18 protein-coding genes are annotated in these 16,327 nt (G+C 57.3%); 6 read left to right on the forward strand and 12 right to left on the reverse strand.

Features of this window, described 5'->3' with window-relative positions; genetic code table 11:
• Positions 1–119 precede the first annotated feature (119 nt).
• The 3 genes from PSTEL_RS22130 to uptA are packed head-to-tail and all read right to left on the reverse strand — an operon-like array spanning position 120 to position 1,937.
• The gene (locus PSTEL_RS22130) at positions 120–746 is read right to left on the reverse strand and encodes an MBL fold metallo-hydrolase (RefSeq protein ID WP_038698701.1); all 627 of its coding nucleotides are present in this window, start codon (positions 744–746) and stop codon (positions 120–122) included.
• Between the two features lie 10 nt (positions 747–756).
• A complete protein-coding gene (locus PSTEL_RS22135) occupies positions 757–1,323 on the reverse strand; it encodes a thioredoxin family protein (protein ID WP_038698703.1) in 567 nt (188 codons plus the stop codon).
• The gene (uptA, locus tag PSTEL_RS22140; protein ID WP_038698705.1) at positions 1,320–1,937 is read right to left on the reverse strand and encodes an undecaprenyl phosphate transporter UptA; all 618 of its coding nucleotides are present in this window, start codon (positions 1,935–1,937) and stop codon (positions 1,320–1,322) included. Before uptA ends, PSTEL_RS22135 begins: the two co-directional genes overlap by 4 nt.
• A gap of 238 nt (positions 1,938–2,175) precedes the next feature.
• On the opposite strand from uptA, the gene PSTEL_RS22145 reads away from it, so the two are divergent.
• Both PSTEL_RS22145 and PSTEL_RS22150 read left to right on the forward strand, forming a co-directional pair.
• Complete coding sequence (locus PSTEL_RS22145; RefSeq protein ID WP_038698707.1) at positions 2,176–2,454, forward strand: autorepressor SdpR family transcription factor; 279 nt, start codon at positions 2,176–2,178, stop codon at positions 2,452–2,454.
• An 85-nt stretch (positions 2,455–2,539) separates the two neighbouring features.
• Positions 2,540–3,193 carry an SdpI family protein gene (locus PSTEL_RS22150; protein ID WP_052098838.1) on the forward strand — a complete coding sequence of 218 codons (654 nt, stop codon included), beginning with the start codon at positions 2,540–2,542 and terminating at the stop codon, positions 3,191–3,193.
• Here PSTEL_RS22150 and PSTEL_RS22155 read toward each other — a convergent pair.
• The 4 genes from PSTEL_RS22155 to PSTEL_RS22170 all read right to left on the reverse strand — a co-directional run bounded on the left by PSTEL_RS22155 (position 3,096) and on the right by PSTEL_RS22170 (position 9,005).
• A complete protein-coding gene (locus PSTEL_RS22155) occupies positions 3,096–5,864 on the reverse strand; it encodes an O-antigen ligase family protein (RefSeq protein ID WP_169744618.1) in 2,769 nt (922 codons plus the stop codon). The genes PSTEL_RS22150 and PSTEL_RS22155 overlap by 98 nt on opposite strands.
• 391 nt (positions 5,865–6,255) lie before the next feature.
• Positions 6,256–7,395, reverse strand: coding sequence for a class I SAM-dependent methyltransferase (locus tag PSTEL_RS22160; protein WP_052099334.1), 1,140 nt, complete (start codon positions 7,393–7,395; stop codon positions 6,256–6,258).
• 132 nt (positions 7,396–7,527) lie between these two features.
• Entirely contained in the window at positions 7,528–8,334 is an 807-nt protein-coding gene (locus tag PSTEL_RS22165; protein ID WP_038698713.1) for a PhzF family phenazine biosynthesis protein, read from the reverse strand.
• Positions 8,331–9,005, reverse strand: a complete 675-nt coding sequence (locus PSTEL_RS22170) for a DUF6483 family protein (protein ID WP_038698715.1) — start codon at positions 9,003–9,005, stop codon at positions 8,331–8,333. The genes PSTEL_RS22165 and PSTEL_RS22170 overlap by 4 nt, the downstream gene beginning before the upstream one ends.
• Before the next feature lie 303 nt (positions 9,006–9,308).
• Here PSTEL_RS22170 and PSTEL_RS26495 point away from each other — a divergent pair, with 303 nt between their 5' ends.
• Both PSTEL_RS26495 and PSTEL_RS22180 read left to right on the forward strand, forming a co-directional pair.
• Positions 9,309–9,824 (forward strand): ArsR/SmtB family transcription factor, encoded by a 516-nt coding sequence (locus PSTEL_RS26495; protein ID WP_052098841.1) that lies wholly within the window; start codon positions 9,309–9,311, stop codon positions 9,822–9,824.
• Complete coding sequence (locus PSTEL_RS22180; RefSeq protein WP_038701492.1) at positions 9,824–11,116, forward strand: MFS transporter; 1,293 nt, start codon at positions 9,824–9,826, stop codon at positions 11,114–11,116. Before PSTEL_RS26495 ends, PSTEL_RS22180 begins: the two co-directional genes overlap by 1 nt.
• A 178-nt stretch (positions 11,117–11,294) precedes the next feature.
• Here the strand turns inward: PSTEL_RS22180 and PSTEL_RS22185 are convergent, their stop codons facing one another.
• Together PSTEL_RS22185 and yyaC are read right to left on the reverse strand one after the other, a co-directional pair.
• Positions 11,295–12,086 carry an alpha/beta fold hydrolase gene (locus tag PSTEL_RS22185; RefSeq protein WP_038698717.1) on the reverse strand — a complete coding sequence of 264 codons (792 nt, stop codon included), beginning with the start codon at positions 12,084–12,086 and terminating at the stop codon, positions 11,295–11,297.
• An 83-nt stretch (positions 12,087–12,169) separates the two neighbouring features.
• Complete coding sequence (yyaC, locus tag PSTEL_RS22190) at positions 12,170–12,697, reverse strand: spore protease YyaC (RefSeq protein ID WP_038698719.1); 528 nt, start codon at positions 12,695–12,697, stop codon at positions 12,170–12,172.
• Between the two features lie 138 nt (positions 12,698–12,835).
• On the opposite strand from yyaC, the gene PSTEL_RS22195 reads away from it, so the two are divergent.
• The gene (locus PSTEL_RS22195; RefSeq protein WP_038698721.1) at positions 12,836–13,057 is read left to right on the forward strand and encodes a DUF1128 family protein; all 222 of its coding nucleotides are present in this window, start codon (positions 12,836–12,838) and stop codon (positions 13,055–13,057) included.
• A gap of 72 nt (positions 13,058–13,129) precedes the next feature.
• On the opposite strand, the gene PSTEL_RS22200 is transcribed toward PSTEL_RS22195, so the two are convergent.
• The 3 genes from PSTEL_RS22200 to PSTEL_RS27755 form a co-directional block, all read right to left on the reverse strand.
• Positions 13,130–13,849 (reverse strand): pirin family protein, encoded by a 720-nt coding sequence (locus PSTEL_RS22200; protein WP_038698723.1) that lies wholly within the window; start codon positions 13,847–13,849, stop codon positions 13,130–13,132.
• A gap of 155 nt (positions 13,850–14,004) precedes the next feature.
• Positions 14,005–15,006 (reverse strand): asparaginase, encoded by a 1,002-nt coding sequence (locus PSTEL_RS22205; RefSeq protein ID WP_038698725.1) that lies wholly within the window; start codon positions 15,004–15,006, stop codon positions 14,005–14,007.
• A gap of 290 nt (positions 15,007–15,296) precedes the next feature.
• Positions 15,297–15,707 carry a hypothetical protein gene (locus PSTEL_RS27755; protein WP_169744619.1) on the reverse strand — a complete coding sequence of 137 codons (411 nt, stop codon included), beginning with the start codon at positions 15,705–15,707 and terminating at the stop codon, positions 15,297–15,299.
• A 16-nt stretch (positions 15,708–15,723) separates the two neighbouring features.
• Here PSTEL_RS27755 and PSTEL_RS22215 point away from each other — a divergent pair, with 16 nt between their 5' ends.
• A complete protein-coding gene (locus tag PSTEL_RS22215; protein ID WP_038698729.1) occupies positions 15,724–16,245 on the forward strand; it encodes a YtxH domain-containing protein in 522 nt (173 codons plus the stop codon).
• Positions 16,246–16,327: the final 82 nt, after the last annotated feature.

The raw sequence follows: 16,327 nt of genomic DNA on the forward strand, positions 1-16,327 counted from the left end.
CTCAGTCTGCGTGCTTCGCAAGGTAAATGTTACATTAAATTAACGTAATTGTAGCAAGTTTGTATCCTATTGTCCAGCCCTTTTTCAACATTTGTCGAATGAAGGAGAATGATCTGCGGTCAGGATACGTATGGATTATTGGTCCGCTCAAAGCCGATTCTCGTACGAGGTCCATGTCCCGGATAGACGGTCACGTCGTCCGGCATCTTGTACAGCTTGCCCTTGATTGAATCGAACAGATCTCTCTCCCGGCCGCCCGGAAGATCCGTTCGTCCTACACCGAGGCGGAACAGCACATCGCCCGAGAAGAGATCGTTCCCGCAAAGGAAGCTAACACTTCCCGGTGAATGACCCGGTGTATGATAGACCCGGAAGGAATGTCCGATCAGTTCAAGCGTCTGCCCCTCATCCAGGTCATACTCTGCAGGCGCTGTCGAAATCGGAGGCGATACGTTCGGCCACATGAGCGAGCCGTTCAGCTTCGGACTATCCAGCCAGTCGCCCTCCAGGGCATGAAGATAAACCGGACAGTTCTTGAGCTTCCGGATTTCATCCACCCCGCCGATATGATCGAAATGAGCATGGGTCAGCAGGATCGCCTCGATCTCCATATCCTGTATAGCCCGAATCAGAGCGCCGGGATTCATGCCCGGATCAATAATGATGCCTTTGGAAGCATCCTCTCCGGTCAGAAGATAAGCGTTCGTCTGAAGCGGCCCCAATGAAAAACTGCGAATATTCAGCATTCCGCACCCCTTACAAGCCGGAGATCAGTTCGCGCAGCTCTTTGGCAATTACGGATTGATATTCCGTGCCTTCGCCATAAGCTTGGCCCATGGCCGTGCGGACCCCGGCAATCTTGGTTTCATATTCCGGCGCTTCGCGGTCCGGATTCTCACGTTTGAACTCTTCCATAAGCTTCTGCACACGGCGCGGCCGAGGGCCCCAAGACCCTAACGGATAACCGCCGGTATCAACAATGATGACGATCGGAACGGCGCGGCCGCCCATGGTCAGGTAATCGTCCATCACATCCTGATTCTCTTCCAGAATCAGCACTTCCGTCCGGATGCCTGCGGTCTCCAAAATCCGGAATACAGCTGGAACATTGCGGACTACATCACCGCACCAGTCGGCCGCCAGAATCAGGCAGCGCAGGTCGTCCCGGTGGTTCAGGCTTTCAAAATACGCCTTGTCATCTTCATCCTGCCAGGAGAAGGCTTCGTACCAGGATTCAAAGGCTTGCTGGTTCTTGGTCATGTTCTCGACGAATTGACGGGGGGACAGCCCTTTCCCGAGCTTGGCAGCGAGGTTCTGTTTCATTCCGCGTTCCCTCTCTTCTTTTTGGATTGAAGCCATTTGAACAGAAAATACACAACAATCAGGGCGAGAGCGCCGATGATGATTTCATGCGTATACGCAGACGCCTTCTCGTCTATATTCTTCCAATTTTCTCCCAGAGTCATTCCCAGATATACAAAAAGGGCGCTCCACGGAATGACAGCCAGTGTGGTGAGCATAATGAACCGCCAGATTGGCATACGGGAAATTCCCGCCGGGACCGAAATGGCATGACGAACTACCGGAATAAACCGTGCGGTAAATATGACTCCGGTTCCATATTTCTTAAACCAGTCCTCCGCATGATCGATATGGTGCTTCTTGATCAAAATGTACTTGCCGTACCGCTCAAGCACCGGCCTTCCTCCATAGCGCCCGATCCAGTACACGAAAATTTGCGCCACTACTCCCCCGATCGTTCCGAACAGAACTGCTCCGAAGAAATTGATGTCGCCCAGATGGACCAGGTAGCCGCCATATGCTAGAACGATCTCACTCGGGATGACTTCAACCATAAGTCCGATCATAATTCCGAAATACCCCAGACTCTGAATCCAGTCGAACAGCTGTGACACAAAATCCGAAAGTGCCTGCACGCTCCATCCTCCTTCCATTTGATTCGAATGCAGACGGGCCTGCCTGGGATGCGGAGAATCCGCGCCGGGCCGATCGCGCACTCTTCTATGTAGCCAGCTTCTATTAGCCTATTCTAGCATAGGCGCGCTTAAGACTTCTACTTTGGCGAAACGGGCGGGAATCCGGATTGACAATAGCGAGCTAACCGTGTAATTTTATATTTAGTTAATTATCTAAATATCGAAAGGTTAGAGTCCAATGAACAATTCGTTCAAGGCGCTGGCCGACCCGACCAGGCGTCAGATCATCCGGCTTCTCCGGGACAAGGACATGACAGCGGGCGAGATCGCCGAATGCTTCGAGATGTCCAAACCAAGCATATCCCATCACCTGAACGCGCTGAAAGCGGCGGGGCTTGTCCAGGATGAGAGGCAGGGCCAGTTCATCCGATATACGCTTAACACCACTGTGCTTCAGGAGGTTCTGAGCTGGATGCTGGAGCTGACAGAAGGACTTCAGGACAAGAAAGGCAAGTGAGATGAGAATCAGGCATATTTTGAAAGAACGCCGGAGAAGCGAAGCGGGGCTTTCCGCAAGCGGCCGGCCAGGGAGGAGATTTCACATGAAGCATTTCAAATGGACATGGCAGGATACGGTAGCGGTCGGTGCCGGTCTGCTGACCGTCATATTCGCGCTCGTCAATTATGACCGGCTGCCGGCGCAGCTGCCGTCCCACATCGGTATATCGGGAGAGTTCGACAACTTCTGGGGCAAGAACTCGGTGATCGGCCTGTTCGGGGCACTCGGCATCTTCATGCCTGCGCTGATTCAGCTTACGCGGGCGATTGACCCGAAGAGAGAGCGCTACTTCAAATTTGAGAATGCCCATGCGATGATTCGCCTGGCTATATCCCTCATTTTTGACAGTGCGCTGATGGTATCGGTCCTGTATGGTCTCGGCGTCTCCCTTCCGGCTAACCGCATCGCCATGGCCATCATGGGCCTCGCTTTCATGGTTATGGGCAATTATATGCCGCAGATCAAGGACAACTACTTTCTCGGCGTCAAGACGCCCTGGACACTTGCAAGCCCCGAGGTCTGGCGCCGGACGCATCGGCTGACGGGAACGCTCTGGACCATTAGCGGCGTTATCATCTTCCTGGGCGCATTCGTGCCGGTCAAGGGGTATGGCTATATTCTGCCTGTTGTAGTCCTGCTCTCCTGTCTGATTCCGTACGTGTATTCGTGGTTTGATTACCGCCGCTTGAAAGCCTGACAGATTCTGTAAACCCATTCTCAAGCCCTGAGGCCGCGCGCTCCAGGGCTTTCAACTGTTCATCCAGCCCGGAGGCTTCGGCGGTATAACGAAAACGGCGGTCATTTCTTCTGTTGAGCAGCGCCGCTTCCTGCTCTTCCGCAAGCAGACGGTACTGCCTTAACAGCTCGCGGCCGGTTCTTGCAAACCTCATGGTCTCTATCCGGTCGCCCTTCGCCAAATATGCCTCCCCCAGCTTCAGCATTCCTTCTGCGGCTTCCGTCCACTTCAAGCGATTGAACCGGTCCGCCCGCTCCGCAAGGCGGATTTGGCGCAGCGCCTCACCCGGATTGCCCGACTTCAGGGCCTCTTCAGCCACCGCCCAGCTCAGAGCAGGGTCCTGCGGCGAATAACGCAACCCCATCTCCGCTGCTTCACGCTTCTCTCCCGGATCGGGCAGCAGCCAAGATAAGACGACGGTGCTCTTCGGGGAGAGCGGATTCCAGTCAAGCGACCGCTCCGCCAATTGTACCGCCCGGGAATTCGAAGAAGCGGACACCGCCTGCCGGAACAAGGTCTCTCCCCGCCAGTTCCGGAAGGACAGCGTGGAGAGCCCGATTAGCAGCACGCAGACTCCGGCTATTCCAAGGCGGCGGCCAATGGAGTGGAAGGGTTGGCGGTGCTTGCAGCGCTCAGGCCTCTTCTGTCCGGTACTTATCCAGGCCAAACGGGAAACAGGCGAAGAACCGACTGGGGTACAGAAGCCGGAAACACCGGGGGTGTAGGGATCTAAACGAGCGCTGCCGAAGGCCAAACCGTCACTGCCGAGGGCCGAATCTTTGAGCAAGCCGTCTCTTAGTTCTCCCGCATCGCTGGAAGCCGAATCGCTGAAAAAGGGGGTGGAGAGAGTTCCTCTTCTCCCCCTATTAAGCACCCGCCCCGGCGCTACCTCAGCCTCCTGGCCTCGGTCGATGCCGTTCCCTTCAGCCAAGGCCAGCGCCGGAAGCCATAGCAGCAGCAGTCGAAAGAGCGTATAGCTCATGTCGAAATCGACTGACGCATGCAGGAGCAGTGCCAGGAACGGAGCCAGCAGACGGGGCGACCGGATAGCGATCTGCACGCCCGCCGCTGCGAGACTTACCGCAGCGACAGTCAATCCGGCAGCCCCGAGATCCAGCAGCAGATCGAGGACGCCGCTGTGCACCTGGCTCCCGGCATACGGGGAGGACTGGATCGCGAGATACGCGCTATGCCAGGTCTCCCCTCCCCTGCCCAGCCAGGGGGCCTCGGCCGCGAACCGCAGCGCGTCGCGGTATATGATCAAGCGCGCGCCCACTGTCGAGGACGGCCCGATTCCCCGCGCGCGCACGAGCAGCAGGACGGCGGCGCAGCCCGCCGTCCAGGCCAGCGCCGCCAGCAGCGCGGCGCTCTTCCTCCCGCCGGGGCGCTCCGCCCGACGGCTCAAGCGAAGGCCGGCCGCAAGCGCGCCGGCCCAGAGCCATAGCCCGGCCGCCGCTCCCAGGCCGGGCGGGGCTTCCGCGGGCAGCAGCGCCAGCCCGCGGAGCAGCAGGGCCGCCGCCGCGAACGGGGCGGCCCCGGCTGCGAGCAGCGGCAGGGCGAGCCGCCGCTGCAGCGCTAGTAGGGCGGCGGCTGCGCAGGCCGCCGCGAGCCAGGCGCCGCGCGACTCGCTGAGCAGCAGCGCGGCGGCGTAGGGGAACAGCGGCGCGTGGCGGAGCGCCGCTGAGACGGCAGACCGGCGGAGGTCGCGCCGGTCCTCCCGCAGCCCCTGCCCCTCCGCTCCGTCCCCGCACCCCCACCAGTCCCGATCCTCCGCCCCTACCACTCGGGCAGCATTCTCCCGCAGCCCCTGCCCCTCCGCTCCGTCCCCGCACCCCCACCAATCCCGATCCTCCGCATCAGCCATTCGGGAACCGCCCTCCCGCAGCTTTTGCCCCTCTGCCCCGCCCTGCCTGGCACCCACTCCCCTGCGCATATCAGCTGTTCCCGCAGCCCTCGAAGCAGCAGCGAACAGGCGCTCCAGCAGGAATACCGCCATCGCCGCTCCGAAGGCATTGGGGTACTGCAGCAGCCCGCCGAGCCGTGCCCCCGAAGCGCTGACCTGCGGTGAAGCTCCGGTCAGCACGGCATAGGGGATCGGCAGCAGGCGGAAATAGGCAAGCAGGCCGCTTGCGCAGAGCAGACCGCCGGCAAGATGCCAGCCGGCGCGCAGCAGCCGCCCCGACTGCCGCCGTGAAGCGGCCCGCCAGGCGAGCACGGCGAAGCAGCCGCAAGCGCTCCAGCTCAGCAGCTCATTCACGGTGCCTTGGGCCGATACGGGATGACGCAGCAGCGAAATGCCATAAAGCCCGGCCAGAAGAAACGGTCCCGCAAGCACCCCGATTTCACCCGGAGCCATCCGACTGAGCAGCTTATCAGCACTCCGCAGACGCAGCCCATCCTTCTTCACGGCTGCATCTGCAATTATGCACCGGTCGGAATCCCCGGCTGGCATTTCCCCGGCAGTCCACCGCAGCATGGGGATCATAAGCAGTGCTCCGCACAACAGAAAGAAGACGGCCAGGAGCAAATAGCCGTCTTCCGCAAAATAAAGCCCGCGCCGGAGAACCGCCGCAATCCCGACAACCGCAATAATGGCGGCGCTTATCCCTTCCGGGTGTAGGAAACCGAACATGCAGCGCATGCATTTTTTCAATAATTCCCGCATTCTCATTGTATCACCGTCATCCCCCGAAGCGGCCATTCTCGTCTCCTTAGTGTCTCCAAGCCGCAGCCTTGCCAAACCCTGTCATAGTCATACGAAGACGATCGCCGGAGACAGACGATGTACCTTCGGCGACAAACCAATTTGCCTTTGGCGACAAACCAATTTGCCTTTGGCAAAAGAACGGCTTCATGTAACAAATATGGGCAAATCGTTGATCCTGAAAACCGCCTGACGATCATGATGCGTCGTCCGCTTCGGAAACAGAACACGGGATTCTCATCGCTATTGAAGCAAAAAGAGGCCTGCCGGCATCCGGCAAGCCCCTTCATTCAAGCGGCCCTGACCCAAGGCCCTGTATTTATTTCTCCGTCGGCAGCAGATCTCTGCAAGCCCGCTCCAGATAAGGATCGGCTCCCAGAAAGTCACGGAATGCCGTATATTCGCGCCAGAGCGCCTCTCTGTCCACTCCGCTGCCGCGAACGGCGCGGATCAGAATGTTCTTCGGCGTATGCTCCATATCGATAAACTCCAGAAGCTGCGTGCGGTAGCCGAGAATATCCAGCAGCTTCGCCCGGATGCCATCGGTAGCCAGCGCCGCAAAGCGCTCCTTCAGAATGCCGTGCGACAGCATTGGCTCCATGACCGTGTTCTGTATCTGGGCGAACAGCTCATGCTGGCAACAGGGAACCGAGAGAATGACCGAAGCGCCCCAGCGAACGGCTTTCTCAAGCGCGGCATCCGTTGCTGTGTCGCAGGCATGCAGCGTGACAACCATATCGACCTGGTCAAGCCCCGTGTAGTCCGCGATATCCCCGACGAGGAATTGGAGCTTGTTATAACCCAGTCTCTCCGCAAGCGCCGAGCAGTGCGCGATGACGTCCGCCTTGAGGTCCAGCCCTACGATGCTGAGCTCCCGCCCTGCCGCGACCGCCAGATAATGATAGAGCGCGAAGGTCAGATAGGATTTTCCGCAGCCGAAATCGACGATGGTGAGCGGCCGACCCTGCGGCAGAGACGGCAGCACATCCTCCACCATTTCGAGGAACCGGTTAATCTGGCGGAACTTGTCGTATTTCTTCGCCAGCACTTTCCCGCTCTCGTTCATGATGCCGAGCTCGATCAGAAACGGCACCGGCTCTCCGTCCTCCAGCACATACCGCTTCTTGCGGTTATGGGACAAATCCGCAGCAGGCTGTTTCGTCGCCGGCTTCTTCAGCACGGTTGCCTTCCCCTTCTTGCTGAGCAGCACCTGGTAATCCGCGTCAGCAGTGCAGAGAAGCCCCTGACGGAAGATGTCCGTCAGCAGCATTTCCAGCTCCTGTCCCGCAGATTCGGCAGGAATATTCTTATGCTCCACCTGGGTAGCCGTGTAATAGGCGAATTGGTAATGCATGCCGTTCTTCAGCTGCACGGGTTTGACAACGACCTTGCTGAACGTCGCGCCTTCCTTGCGGCGAAGCTGGCTCAGCGTACCCGCAATGAGGGATTGGCCCCCCATAATGTGTTCGATCAATGTATTCAGGGATTCCAAGATGATAACCCGCTTTCTTGATAGGTAAAATGAGAGCCGCCAGGCAGCGGGCGGCCGGAATTGCCGGAGCTTCAGTCTGTGGCTTGAACGCCGCCTGCTTCAGGGAGCGGCGTGAAGCTGCCCGCTGACCACTGTCACCGCCCGTCCGGTCAGATATATCCGGCCGTCCGAGACGCGGAGCCGGAGCAGGCCGCCCCGGCCGGACGCCTGATAGGCCGTCAGTTCCCGCCGTTCCAGGCGCTCGGACCAAAGACTCGCGAGCGCCGTATGGGCCGAGCCGGTAACGGGATCTTCGTTCACTCCGATTGACGGAGCGAAGAAACGGGATACGAAGTCGATGCCGTCTTCCCGGCTCCGTGCGGTAACCGCCACAGCGCGTGGCGGCAGCGCGGTCAGGGCGGTGAAGACCGGACTCATGCTCCGGACCTGCGATTCGTCCTTTAGGGTGACGATCAGGTTGTCGGCGTAATGCCAGAGTTCTTCCACATCTTCCTCTTGCAGTCCAAGAGCGGACGCAAGTCCGGCTATAGGCTCAGCCGGAGTCAGCTCATAAGCAGGGAAGCTGAGTGTAATTCCCTCCCCGCTCCGCTCGGCTGTCAGCAGCCCGCTCAGGGTATGGAATTCCGCTCTCTTATCGGCAGACAGAACACCTGTCTCCCACAGCGTATGCGCACTCGCCAGCGTAGCATGGCCGCAGAGCTTCACCTCGGCGGCCGGCGTGAACCAGCGCAGCCGGTAGCCGCCGTTCTCCGGCCAGAGAAAGGCCGTCTCCGAAAGATTCATTTCTGCGGCCACCCGGGACATGTAATCCTCAGGCACCGGTGCCTGAAGCAGGCACACCGCCGCCGGATTTCCTCCAAAGGCCTTCTCGGTGAAGGCGTCCACAATATAAATGGGCAGTGTCATGATGTCTCCGTCTCCTTATCCGCATGGTTCAGACGCAGCCATTGCTCGCGTCCCTCAGCTACTTCTTCGAGCGGGAGGTTGCCGCGAAGAAGCTCGTCCTGATCTTTGGCCAGCAGCCGATTGTACAGCTCCTCGCCTTCCTTGCCGATATCCTCCCCATGCTCTCTGAGCCGGTACAGCGAATCCTCCGCCTTGCCGTAGCGGCCAACGGCTTCCATATAAGCCATCAGCAGCCGCTCACTCTTGGCTGGAAGTCGATAAGCTTCCACGGCATTCAGGCATTCATCGATTTCCTCCGGCAAATTCAGAAGATCCCGGTCGGCGCCGTGAAGAGCCGCGTACAGATAGAGATGCAGGCTCTTCATTAGCCGGGGAACAGCCTCCTCCACATTTTCGCCCGCCAAATAAATCCCGCCCTCTTCGTACATCAGCCTGGCCATTCCCTGCAGCTTATCGCTCTCTACGCCTCCACCAAGGCGGAACATCTCTATGATATCCTCCACGGACAGCGAATTCATGAGCCTGGAGTTGAGCCGGAAATGCTTATTCATCAGCTCATCGACTTCCCATAACGCTTCCGTGGTCTTGCGCTCCTGCTTCAATGCGAATACTTTCGCAATCATTCCGGTCATGTCTTCGATCATCCGGACGATGTAATCTCTACGGAACAAGATCTTTCGCCTCCCCACAGCTTGGCTTCACGCCTATCTTAAACCATTCCCTGCGCCAATTCCACCACCCGGCCGGTTGAGCCGCCAGCACCGGAGCCGCCATTACAAAACCGGGATGCGCCAATGTTCCGGTACGACGATGACGCAGGAAGGTTTTGGAGTATGAAAGATTGACAAAATCCGGGGACAGAGTTAATCTGAAAAAACGAATGATCTGGATTACAGATCATATTGGATTCCAGTTCAAGAATAAGACAAAACGGAACCAAATCCAGACTTATCAGAATCAAGGAGGCGCGAACAATGAGTGATTTTAAGGATCAAGACAGAACCCTTGGTTCCGTATTTCCAATTAACGAAGAGCAGGAGAAGCTTCTGCAGAGTGCGCTGCGAATCAAGATCATCCAGACGCTGGCCGGGGAGCCTCTGACATCCAAGCAGGCAGCCGAGCGGCTCGGCAAGACTCCGGGCAACGTCCATTACCATATTCAGAAGCTTTATGAAGGCGGACTGCTGGAGCTTGTGCGCACAGAAGCCGCCGGCGGGATTATGCAGAAATTTTACCAGTCCAAATCAGCCTGGTTCCGCTCTGCGGAGTTCTCCGGGTTCCAGTTCCCTCCGGAGGATATGGTCGAACGTTTTACGACAAGGCTGACGCTTTCGGACAGCGAGCTTCAGGATTTTCGCCGCGATTTGATGGACCTCATTACAGGCTGGGAGGCCAAAGCGACGCAGGGCCAGGAATATGGCATTGAAATGGCAATCGGACGCCTTCCTCAGCCTCACGACAATGAAAGCAACAAGGAGGCCCAATCATGATGCCGGCAGACGCCGCCGAGCAGAAACGAAGCGGAACGCTGCAGCGGTTCGCTGCCCCTTTTGCCCGGTCCCGCGCCTTCCCTTCCCTCTGGCTGGGCCACTTGATCTCGTTTCTGGGCAGCTCGGTCACGATGGTAATTCTGCCGGTGCTCGTGTACTCGCTGACCGGGTCCACTACCACGATGGGCATCGTTATGGCCGCCTATATGCTGCCGAATGTGCTGATGCTTCCCTTCGCGGGACATATCGTGGACCGCAGCGACCGGGTATCCGTTATGCTGCTGACCGACATTCTGCGCTTTGTGATCATGACGGGGACAGCCGTTCTCTCGCTTACCGGGACATTGAGCATCCCGCTTCTGCTGCTGCTCATGGCCGGCTATGGCCTGCTCGACGGCCTTTTTCAGCCTGCTTACGCTGCGGTCCGGGCCGTCGTCTTCACGCCCGACATCCGGATCGCGGCGAACTCCCTGTCGCAGATTACCACGCAGGCGGTTCGCCTGATTGGTCCGGCTCTCGGCGGCCTGCTCATTACTCATTGGCCGCCGGGAATCGGCTTCGGACTCGACGCCTTTACCTACCTGCTGTCTCTAGCGTGCCTGCTCAGGCTTAGGCGGGAACTCGGAGCGCAGGAAAAGGACGGGCCCGGGAACGAAGCCGCTTCGCTGCAGCCCGGTCATTCGTCCACCCACTGGAAGCAGGATTTCATGGAAGGTATCGCTGTTCTGCGAAGCCATCCCTGGCTGTGGATTACAATCATAGCCTTCTGCTTCATCAACATCTGCTTCACCGGCGTGACCAGTGTGCTGATCCCCTGGCTGTTCAAGGTGCATAACGGCTGGTCGCCTTACCTGTATGGCCTGGCGGTTACCTTCTCCGGTCTCGGGGCTATCGCGGCGGGCCTGATCTTCGGCATGCGTGGAGAGTGGAAGCGCAGAGGGCTTGTTGCCTACGGCGGAGCGTTGATAAGCGGTATTGCGCTGTTCAGTCTAAGCCTTGCTCCCAATGCCGGAACGGCGATCGCCCTGTTCGCGCTGGAGGGCTTCGGCATTATGTTCTTCTCGATGATTTGGGAAATCAGTCTGCAGGATCTGGTGCCGCAGGAGGCGTTCGGGCGGGTAGCCAGTCTGGACTTGATGGGCTCCTTCGCCCTGCTTCCGATCGGTTATATCATGGTGGGCTGGATAGCCGACCAGATCGGAGGCGTCTTGACGATCGGCCTGTTCTCGGGCCTTGGAATCGCAGCCATCCTGCTGGTGCTCTGCATCCCGTCCATCCGGCGATTCCAGTAGAATACACTATATCCACATCCACGCAGACAAGCGGGCGGCGTCTCCTGTGAGACACCGCCCGCTTGTACGTGGCGCAACTCTTATTTGCAGCGGACTAACACCCTCCGCTTATCTTACCGGTTATCTCTTACTGCCACTACTTATCTTACGAGTCATCTTATCTTACAGTTATCTTATCTTATCTTACGAGAACCGCCGCAAAATCCCTAATCACCGCAGCCAGCTGCTCCGGCGCTTCGAACATGCTCATATGTCCGGCGCCCGGGATGACGGCCTTGGCGACGTTGGAGCCACTCGCCGTAAAGATTTTCTCCGGAGGGACAATCTCATCCTTCTCTCCGGCCACTAGCAGGATCGGCAGATAGCTGGCGGACAGCACATCCCGCCGGTCGGGACGTTCCCTCATCGCAAGCGCTGCACCTACCGCACCCGAAGGCGGAGTCTTATAGCCGATCTCGCGGGCCCGCTGCAAGAGCTCCGGCGAAGTGAACGCCGTATCCGGAGCGAACAGGCCGGGGACAAGCCCGTCGACAAATTCGTTAATGCCTTTCGACTGGATAGTCGCTACCGCCTTGAGCCGCTTCTCCTTCGCCTCCTCGCTGTCCGGGTAAGGCGTGGAATGAATCAGGCCGAAGGCGTTCAGGCGGGAAGCGTACCGCTGGGCAAACGCAAGCGTAATATAACCGCCGAGCGAGTGTCCGAGCAGCGTCACCTTCGGGATATCCAGCGCATCGAGCAGGGACAGGACATCGCCCGCCATCTGTTCAATGGTGTACGCGCCGAGCGGCGCATCGGAAGAGCCATGCCCGCGCAGATCGGGCGCTATCACGCGGTAGCTCCCGGACAATAGAGGGATCACTTTCTCCCAATAGGCCGAGCTTCCGCAGAAACCGTGGAGCAGAACAATGACTTCGCCCTGCCCTTGATCGCTGTAACAAATATTGCTTCCTTCACAACGCACCGTCTCCATGACTGCTTCCTTCTTTCTTTTATATAAATACAATTCAGGGGTATTAATTATATAAATCCGATTGAAGAGAGTTTGAAACGCTGTCATCGCATTAAAAGTCCGAATCCGTCAGCCGCTGCCGCGGCGATCACGCCGGCCATGCCCATCACCCGGTGAAGCGGCGTCGTCTGAAGGGTCCGGTAAGGTTTAGGTCCGCTCACATCTACCACGGCGGCCAGACTGTAATGCCCGACTGCGGGCAGAAGAAGCCCTACCGACCTCGCGGGATGCAGCGGTTCTCTGGATACAAAATAATACCCGACAGCCGCGTGCGGACCCAGGCAGGCATCGATGGCGATAACAAAATGCTCTTCGGGAATCCCGGCGATTCTGAGCGTCAAGTTGTCTGCGTCGCAGGGCGACGGAAGCGTTCCGATCACATGCGGGAATCCGTATTCGGCCAGGCGGGTGCCCGTCAAAGGGCCTAGCGCGTCGCCGGTGGACCGGTCCGTGCCGATGCACAGGAAAGTCACTTCCTCCGGCTTGTGCAGCTGCCCGATTTCCCGAAAAAAGACATGCAGCCCTTCGCCGTCAAGCTTCCTCTTGCCGGTTCCCTGTTCCCTGATTGCCATGAACCGCGCGCTCCCCCTTTGCCTTAATTATGATTCTTCATTTTACAATAAAACGATTCCGCAGGGCAAAACCTGTACCAGCCAAGACGATCATGGTAAAATACAGGGATTAACGCGCAGAAAGGATGACGCGACGTCATGGATTTGTCTTCTCCGAGCCAGAGCAATCTGGAATATATGATCGAAGGCATCAAAACAAAGCTGAAGATGGCCAGCGCGGCCGCCATGCAAGCTTCCTCTTTTTCGCTGAACCGTTACGAGGATATCCACGACATTTATGAGGTTGTGATGGACAGCGACAGACTCAGCATCGCGCAAGTGGAAGCGCTCGTCTCCGAGCTTGGACAACTGCGGAAATAACCGGCGATACAGCAGCAGGCCCTTTCCCTCTGAAATCCGCAGCGCGGACGCTAGAGAGAAAGGGCCTTTCTGTTATGGAAGATCGATCAGAATCAGCTCGGCCGGACCGTCGCTGCCGGTTCCTTTCATGCTTATTTCGCTACATTCCCGAATCCGGGCGGCATCTCCCGCACCTAGCGGAAATTGGCCGTCCCCGCAGGTCAAATCGACATTTCCTGTTATGACAAAAATATGGGTCCGCCTGTCCTCCCGCTGCGGGAAGACCAGAGCTTGTCCGGTGTCAAGCGAAGCAAGGTGGATGGACGCGTTCTCACGAATATGCAGCGCCCCCTCTTCCTCCTCTCCTGACACGGCCTTCAGCCAGGTGTTCTTCCTGGACTCCGGCGGGAAATACCTGGCATCCCACTTCGGCGGAAGCCCCGTTGCATTCGGCAGCAGCCATATTTGCAGAAATCGTACATTTTCCGTCTCCGACGGATTTTGCTCCGAATGGCGGATTCCTTGTCCGGCGCTCATGATCTGAACCGAACCGGCCTGAAGATCCGTCTTATTTCCCAAATCATCTTCATGCCTCAGCGTTCCCGATATCACGTAGGTAATAATCTCAAGGTCATGATGAGGATGACGGTGCATCCCTTGAAGAGGCTTCAGCTCATTGTCGTTATGCGCCAGCAGACTGCCGAAATGGGAGTTGCCGGGATCGTCATAGTCGGCGAAGGCGAAGCTGAATTCACTGTGTATCCACTCTTTATTCGAAGTATGCCTTTCAGCGGAAGTCACAACTTTAATCATAATTACGCACCTCCTGAGATGTAAAGAACCCCACAAAGTGAAGCATTGACTTGAAGCTTGATCAGGTCCTTTGCGGGGGCCCCGGAAAATTACAAATGGGCGCCTTAACTATGAATTTTTTACCCCTTCGCCGGTAAGGCTAATCAGCCGCCTCTTCAGATTAATTCCAGATGGAACACCGGTTCTGCCCGGCCTACGGTCATCTTTTCATCATTCAGGATTTCCTGGGGAAAAGCATCCTCCAGCTTCTTCAGCGTCAGCCGGTTGCGGTAGCCGATCTGCTGAAGAATCGTCCGGACAATCAGCCCCCACTCTTCTTCCGAGCCATCCAGGACTTTGAAGGCGAAGCCCAGACGTTCCTCCCGCAGACCGAAGCAGTAGACTCCCTTGAAGCCGCCTTTGGCAATAATATTGCTGTCCTCCAGCAGCAGGGAGTCCAGACGTCCATGTCCCGCAACCATTTCCGGATGGGCGTGCATGGCGGACGTAATGGCTTTTACTGCTTCTCTTGTCGCCGGATCTTCAACCAGCTCCGGACAGGACAGCTTCAAGTAAGCATGTGCAAGTCCGGTCAGGGGCAGCGCAAATACCGGCAGGCCGCAGCCGTCCGTCCCCAGCTTGATCTCCTTCTCGGTGAGTCCGGCCATATAAGCGACCGCCTGTAGCACTTCCCGCTGAACCGGGTGCTCCGGATGCTCATATCCCTCCAGCGGATAACCCTTGGATTTCGCGTATGACAGCATGCCCATATGCTTGCCGGAGCAGTTATGATAGCCTTTGCGCTTATCCGCTTCGCGGATCGCCTTCTCATGGCTGCTCTCGTCCAGCGGGTAACTGGCCGCGCAGATCATACAGCTCTCTTCGATTCCCGTCTTGGCTTCCATGCTCTCGAGCGTGCGCAGATGATAGTCCTCCCCGCGGTGCGATGATGTCATGAGCGCGATTTCAGCCTCGGTGAAGCCGAACTTGCCCGCAATTCCGCCGCGAATGCCGGGAATCGCCTGCAGCGGCTTCGCAGACGAACGAGTGAATGCGACAAAGCCGGGATCGCCTGCGTAGCCTTTCAGCACGCCGTTCTCGCCCACCATCGCAATATGTCCGCTGTGGGCGCATTCCATAAGCCCTGCCCGGAACTCTTTTACCAAAATCGTCTCCATTAATAGTTCTCTCCTTACATGATCTGTAATCTATATCTCGATGCTTTGTGCTTATTCATATACGCCGGATGCTCGGTCAACGATTCCGGAACTATATAATCTAGCCCGCAACCCCCTCCTTTTGTAAAGCTGTAAAAACGGCGTTTCCTTGAGGCTTTTCGAGCTTTATCCTGATATTCCTCCCCTATTCTCCTTCGATCTCTTCCGGGCATTTCCGTTGTTTCAGTCGATACCCCGCAGTTTATATACGAAGTAAGATGAACTCACCGCCACTATCGATTCATCTTTCACTATCGATTCATCTTTAATGAAGAAGGCGGACTGATCCGGGGAATCATCGTCAGCACCAGGACGGCGATCATCATCGGATTGAATGGTAATGCAAGAGATGAAGGCGGTATGCCCCGGCGGAATTTATCGGTTCGATGACAGCCGGTTGTGTCGGCGCTTGGCTGAGCGCTTGTCTGTTCGATCACCGTTTCTATGGCATCTGTTGTGCCAGCGCTTGGCTGAGCGCCCGTCTGTTCGGCAGCTTCGGCACCGTTATCGGCAGCTTTGGCCCTGTTATTGGCAGCAAACTCGCCATCTTTTTCGGTCATACTGGCTACCGCACTGTTCATATTTCTGCCTGGTTTGATCTCCAGACTTCTGCGGCGCGCCGCCTGGAAATCAGGAGCTGCCTGTAACTCTCTATATTCCAATAAGGAGTGATAAGTGATGAATAAATCAGAAACAGAACAACCCGTAAAAACCGGTGGAACTTTAGCAAAAGGCATGCTTATCGGCGGCCTGATCGGCGCTGCGGCAGCCCTTCTCTTCGCACCAAAGCCGGGGCGCGAAGTGCGCAGCGATCTGGCCGGTAAGCTGGGCACGGCCACCGACAAGACTAAGGAATACGCCGGCATTGTGACAGACAAGACGAAATCTGTCGCCTCTGCCGTCGGAACCAAGACTTCCGATCTCGCCAGCACCGTTGCCGCCAAGGCATCCGATCTGGCCGGCACCGTGTCAACCAAAGCCTCTGATCTGATATCCACGGTCAACGACAGCAAGAAGCAGATTGCCGCGACACTCGCGGAGACCGGCAAGGATGTAGCCGACACAGTAAGTACAACGTCCGCCATCGTGGCCGATCAGGTCAAAGGTGCATCGGAGGAAGTTTCTTCAGAAGCGAAGGATGCGTCCGAAGAAGTGGCCGACACAGCCAAGGATGCGTCTGACGCTATCCGTTCTTCCTAATACTTCAACCTGCTGAGCGTTGCCGTTACTTCACGCAGCTTCACGCAGCCGTTACGCTTAGCGGTCTCGGATATTCCTAAGC

This window comes from Paenibacillus stellifer (assembly GCF_000758685.1).
Classification (GTDB): domain Bacteria; phylum Bacillota; class Bacilli; order Paenibacillales; family Paenibacillaceae; genus Paenibacillus_AQ; species Paenibacillus_AQ stellifer.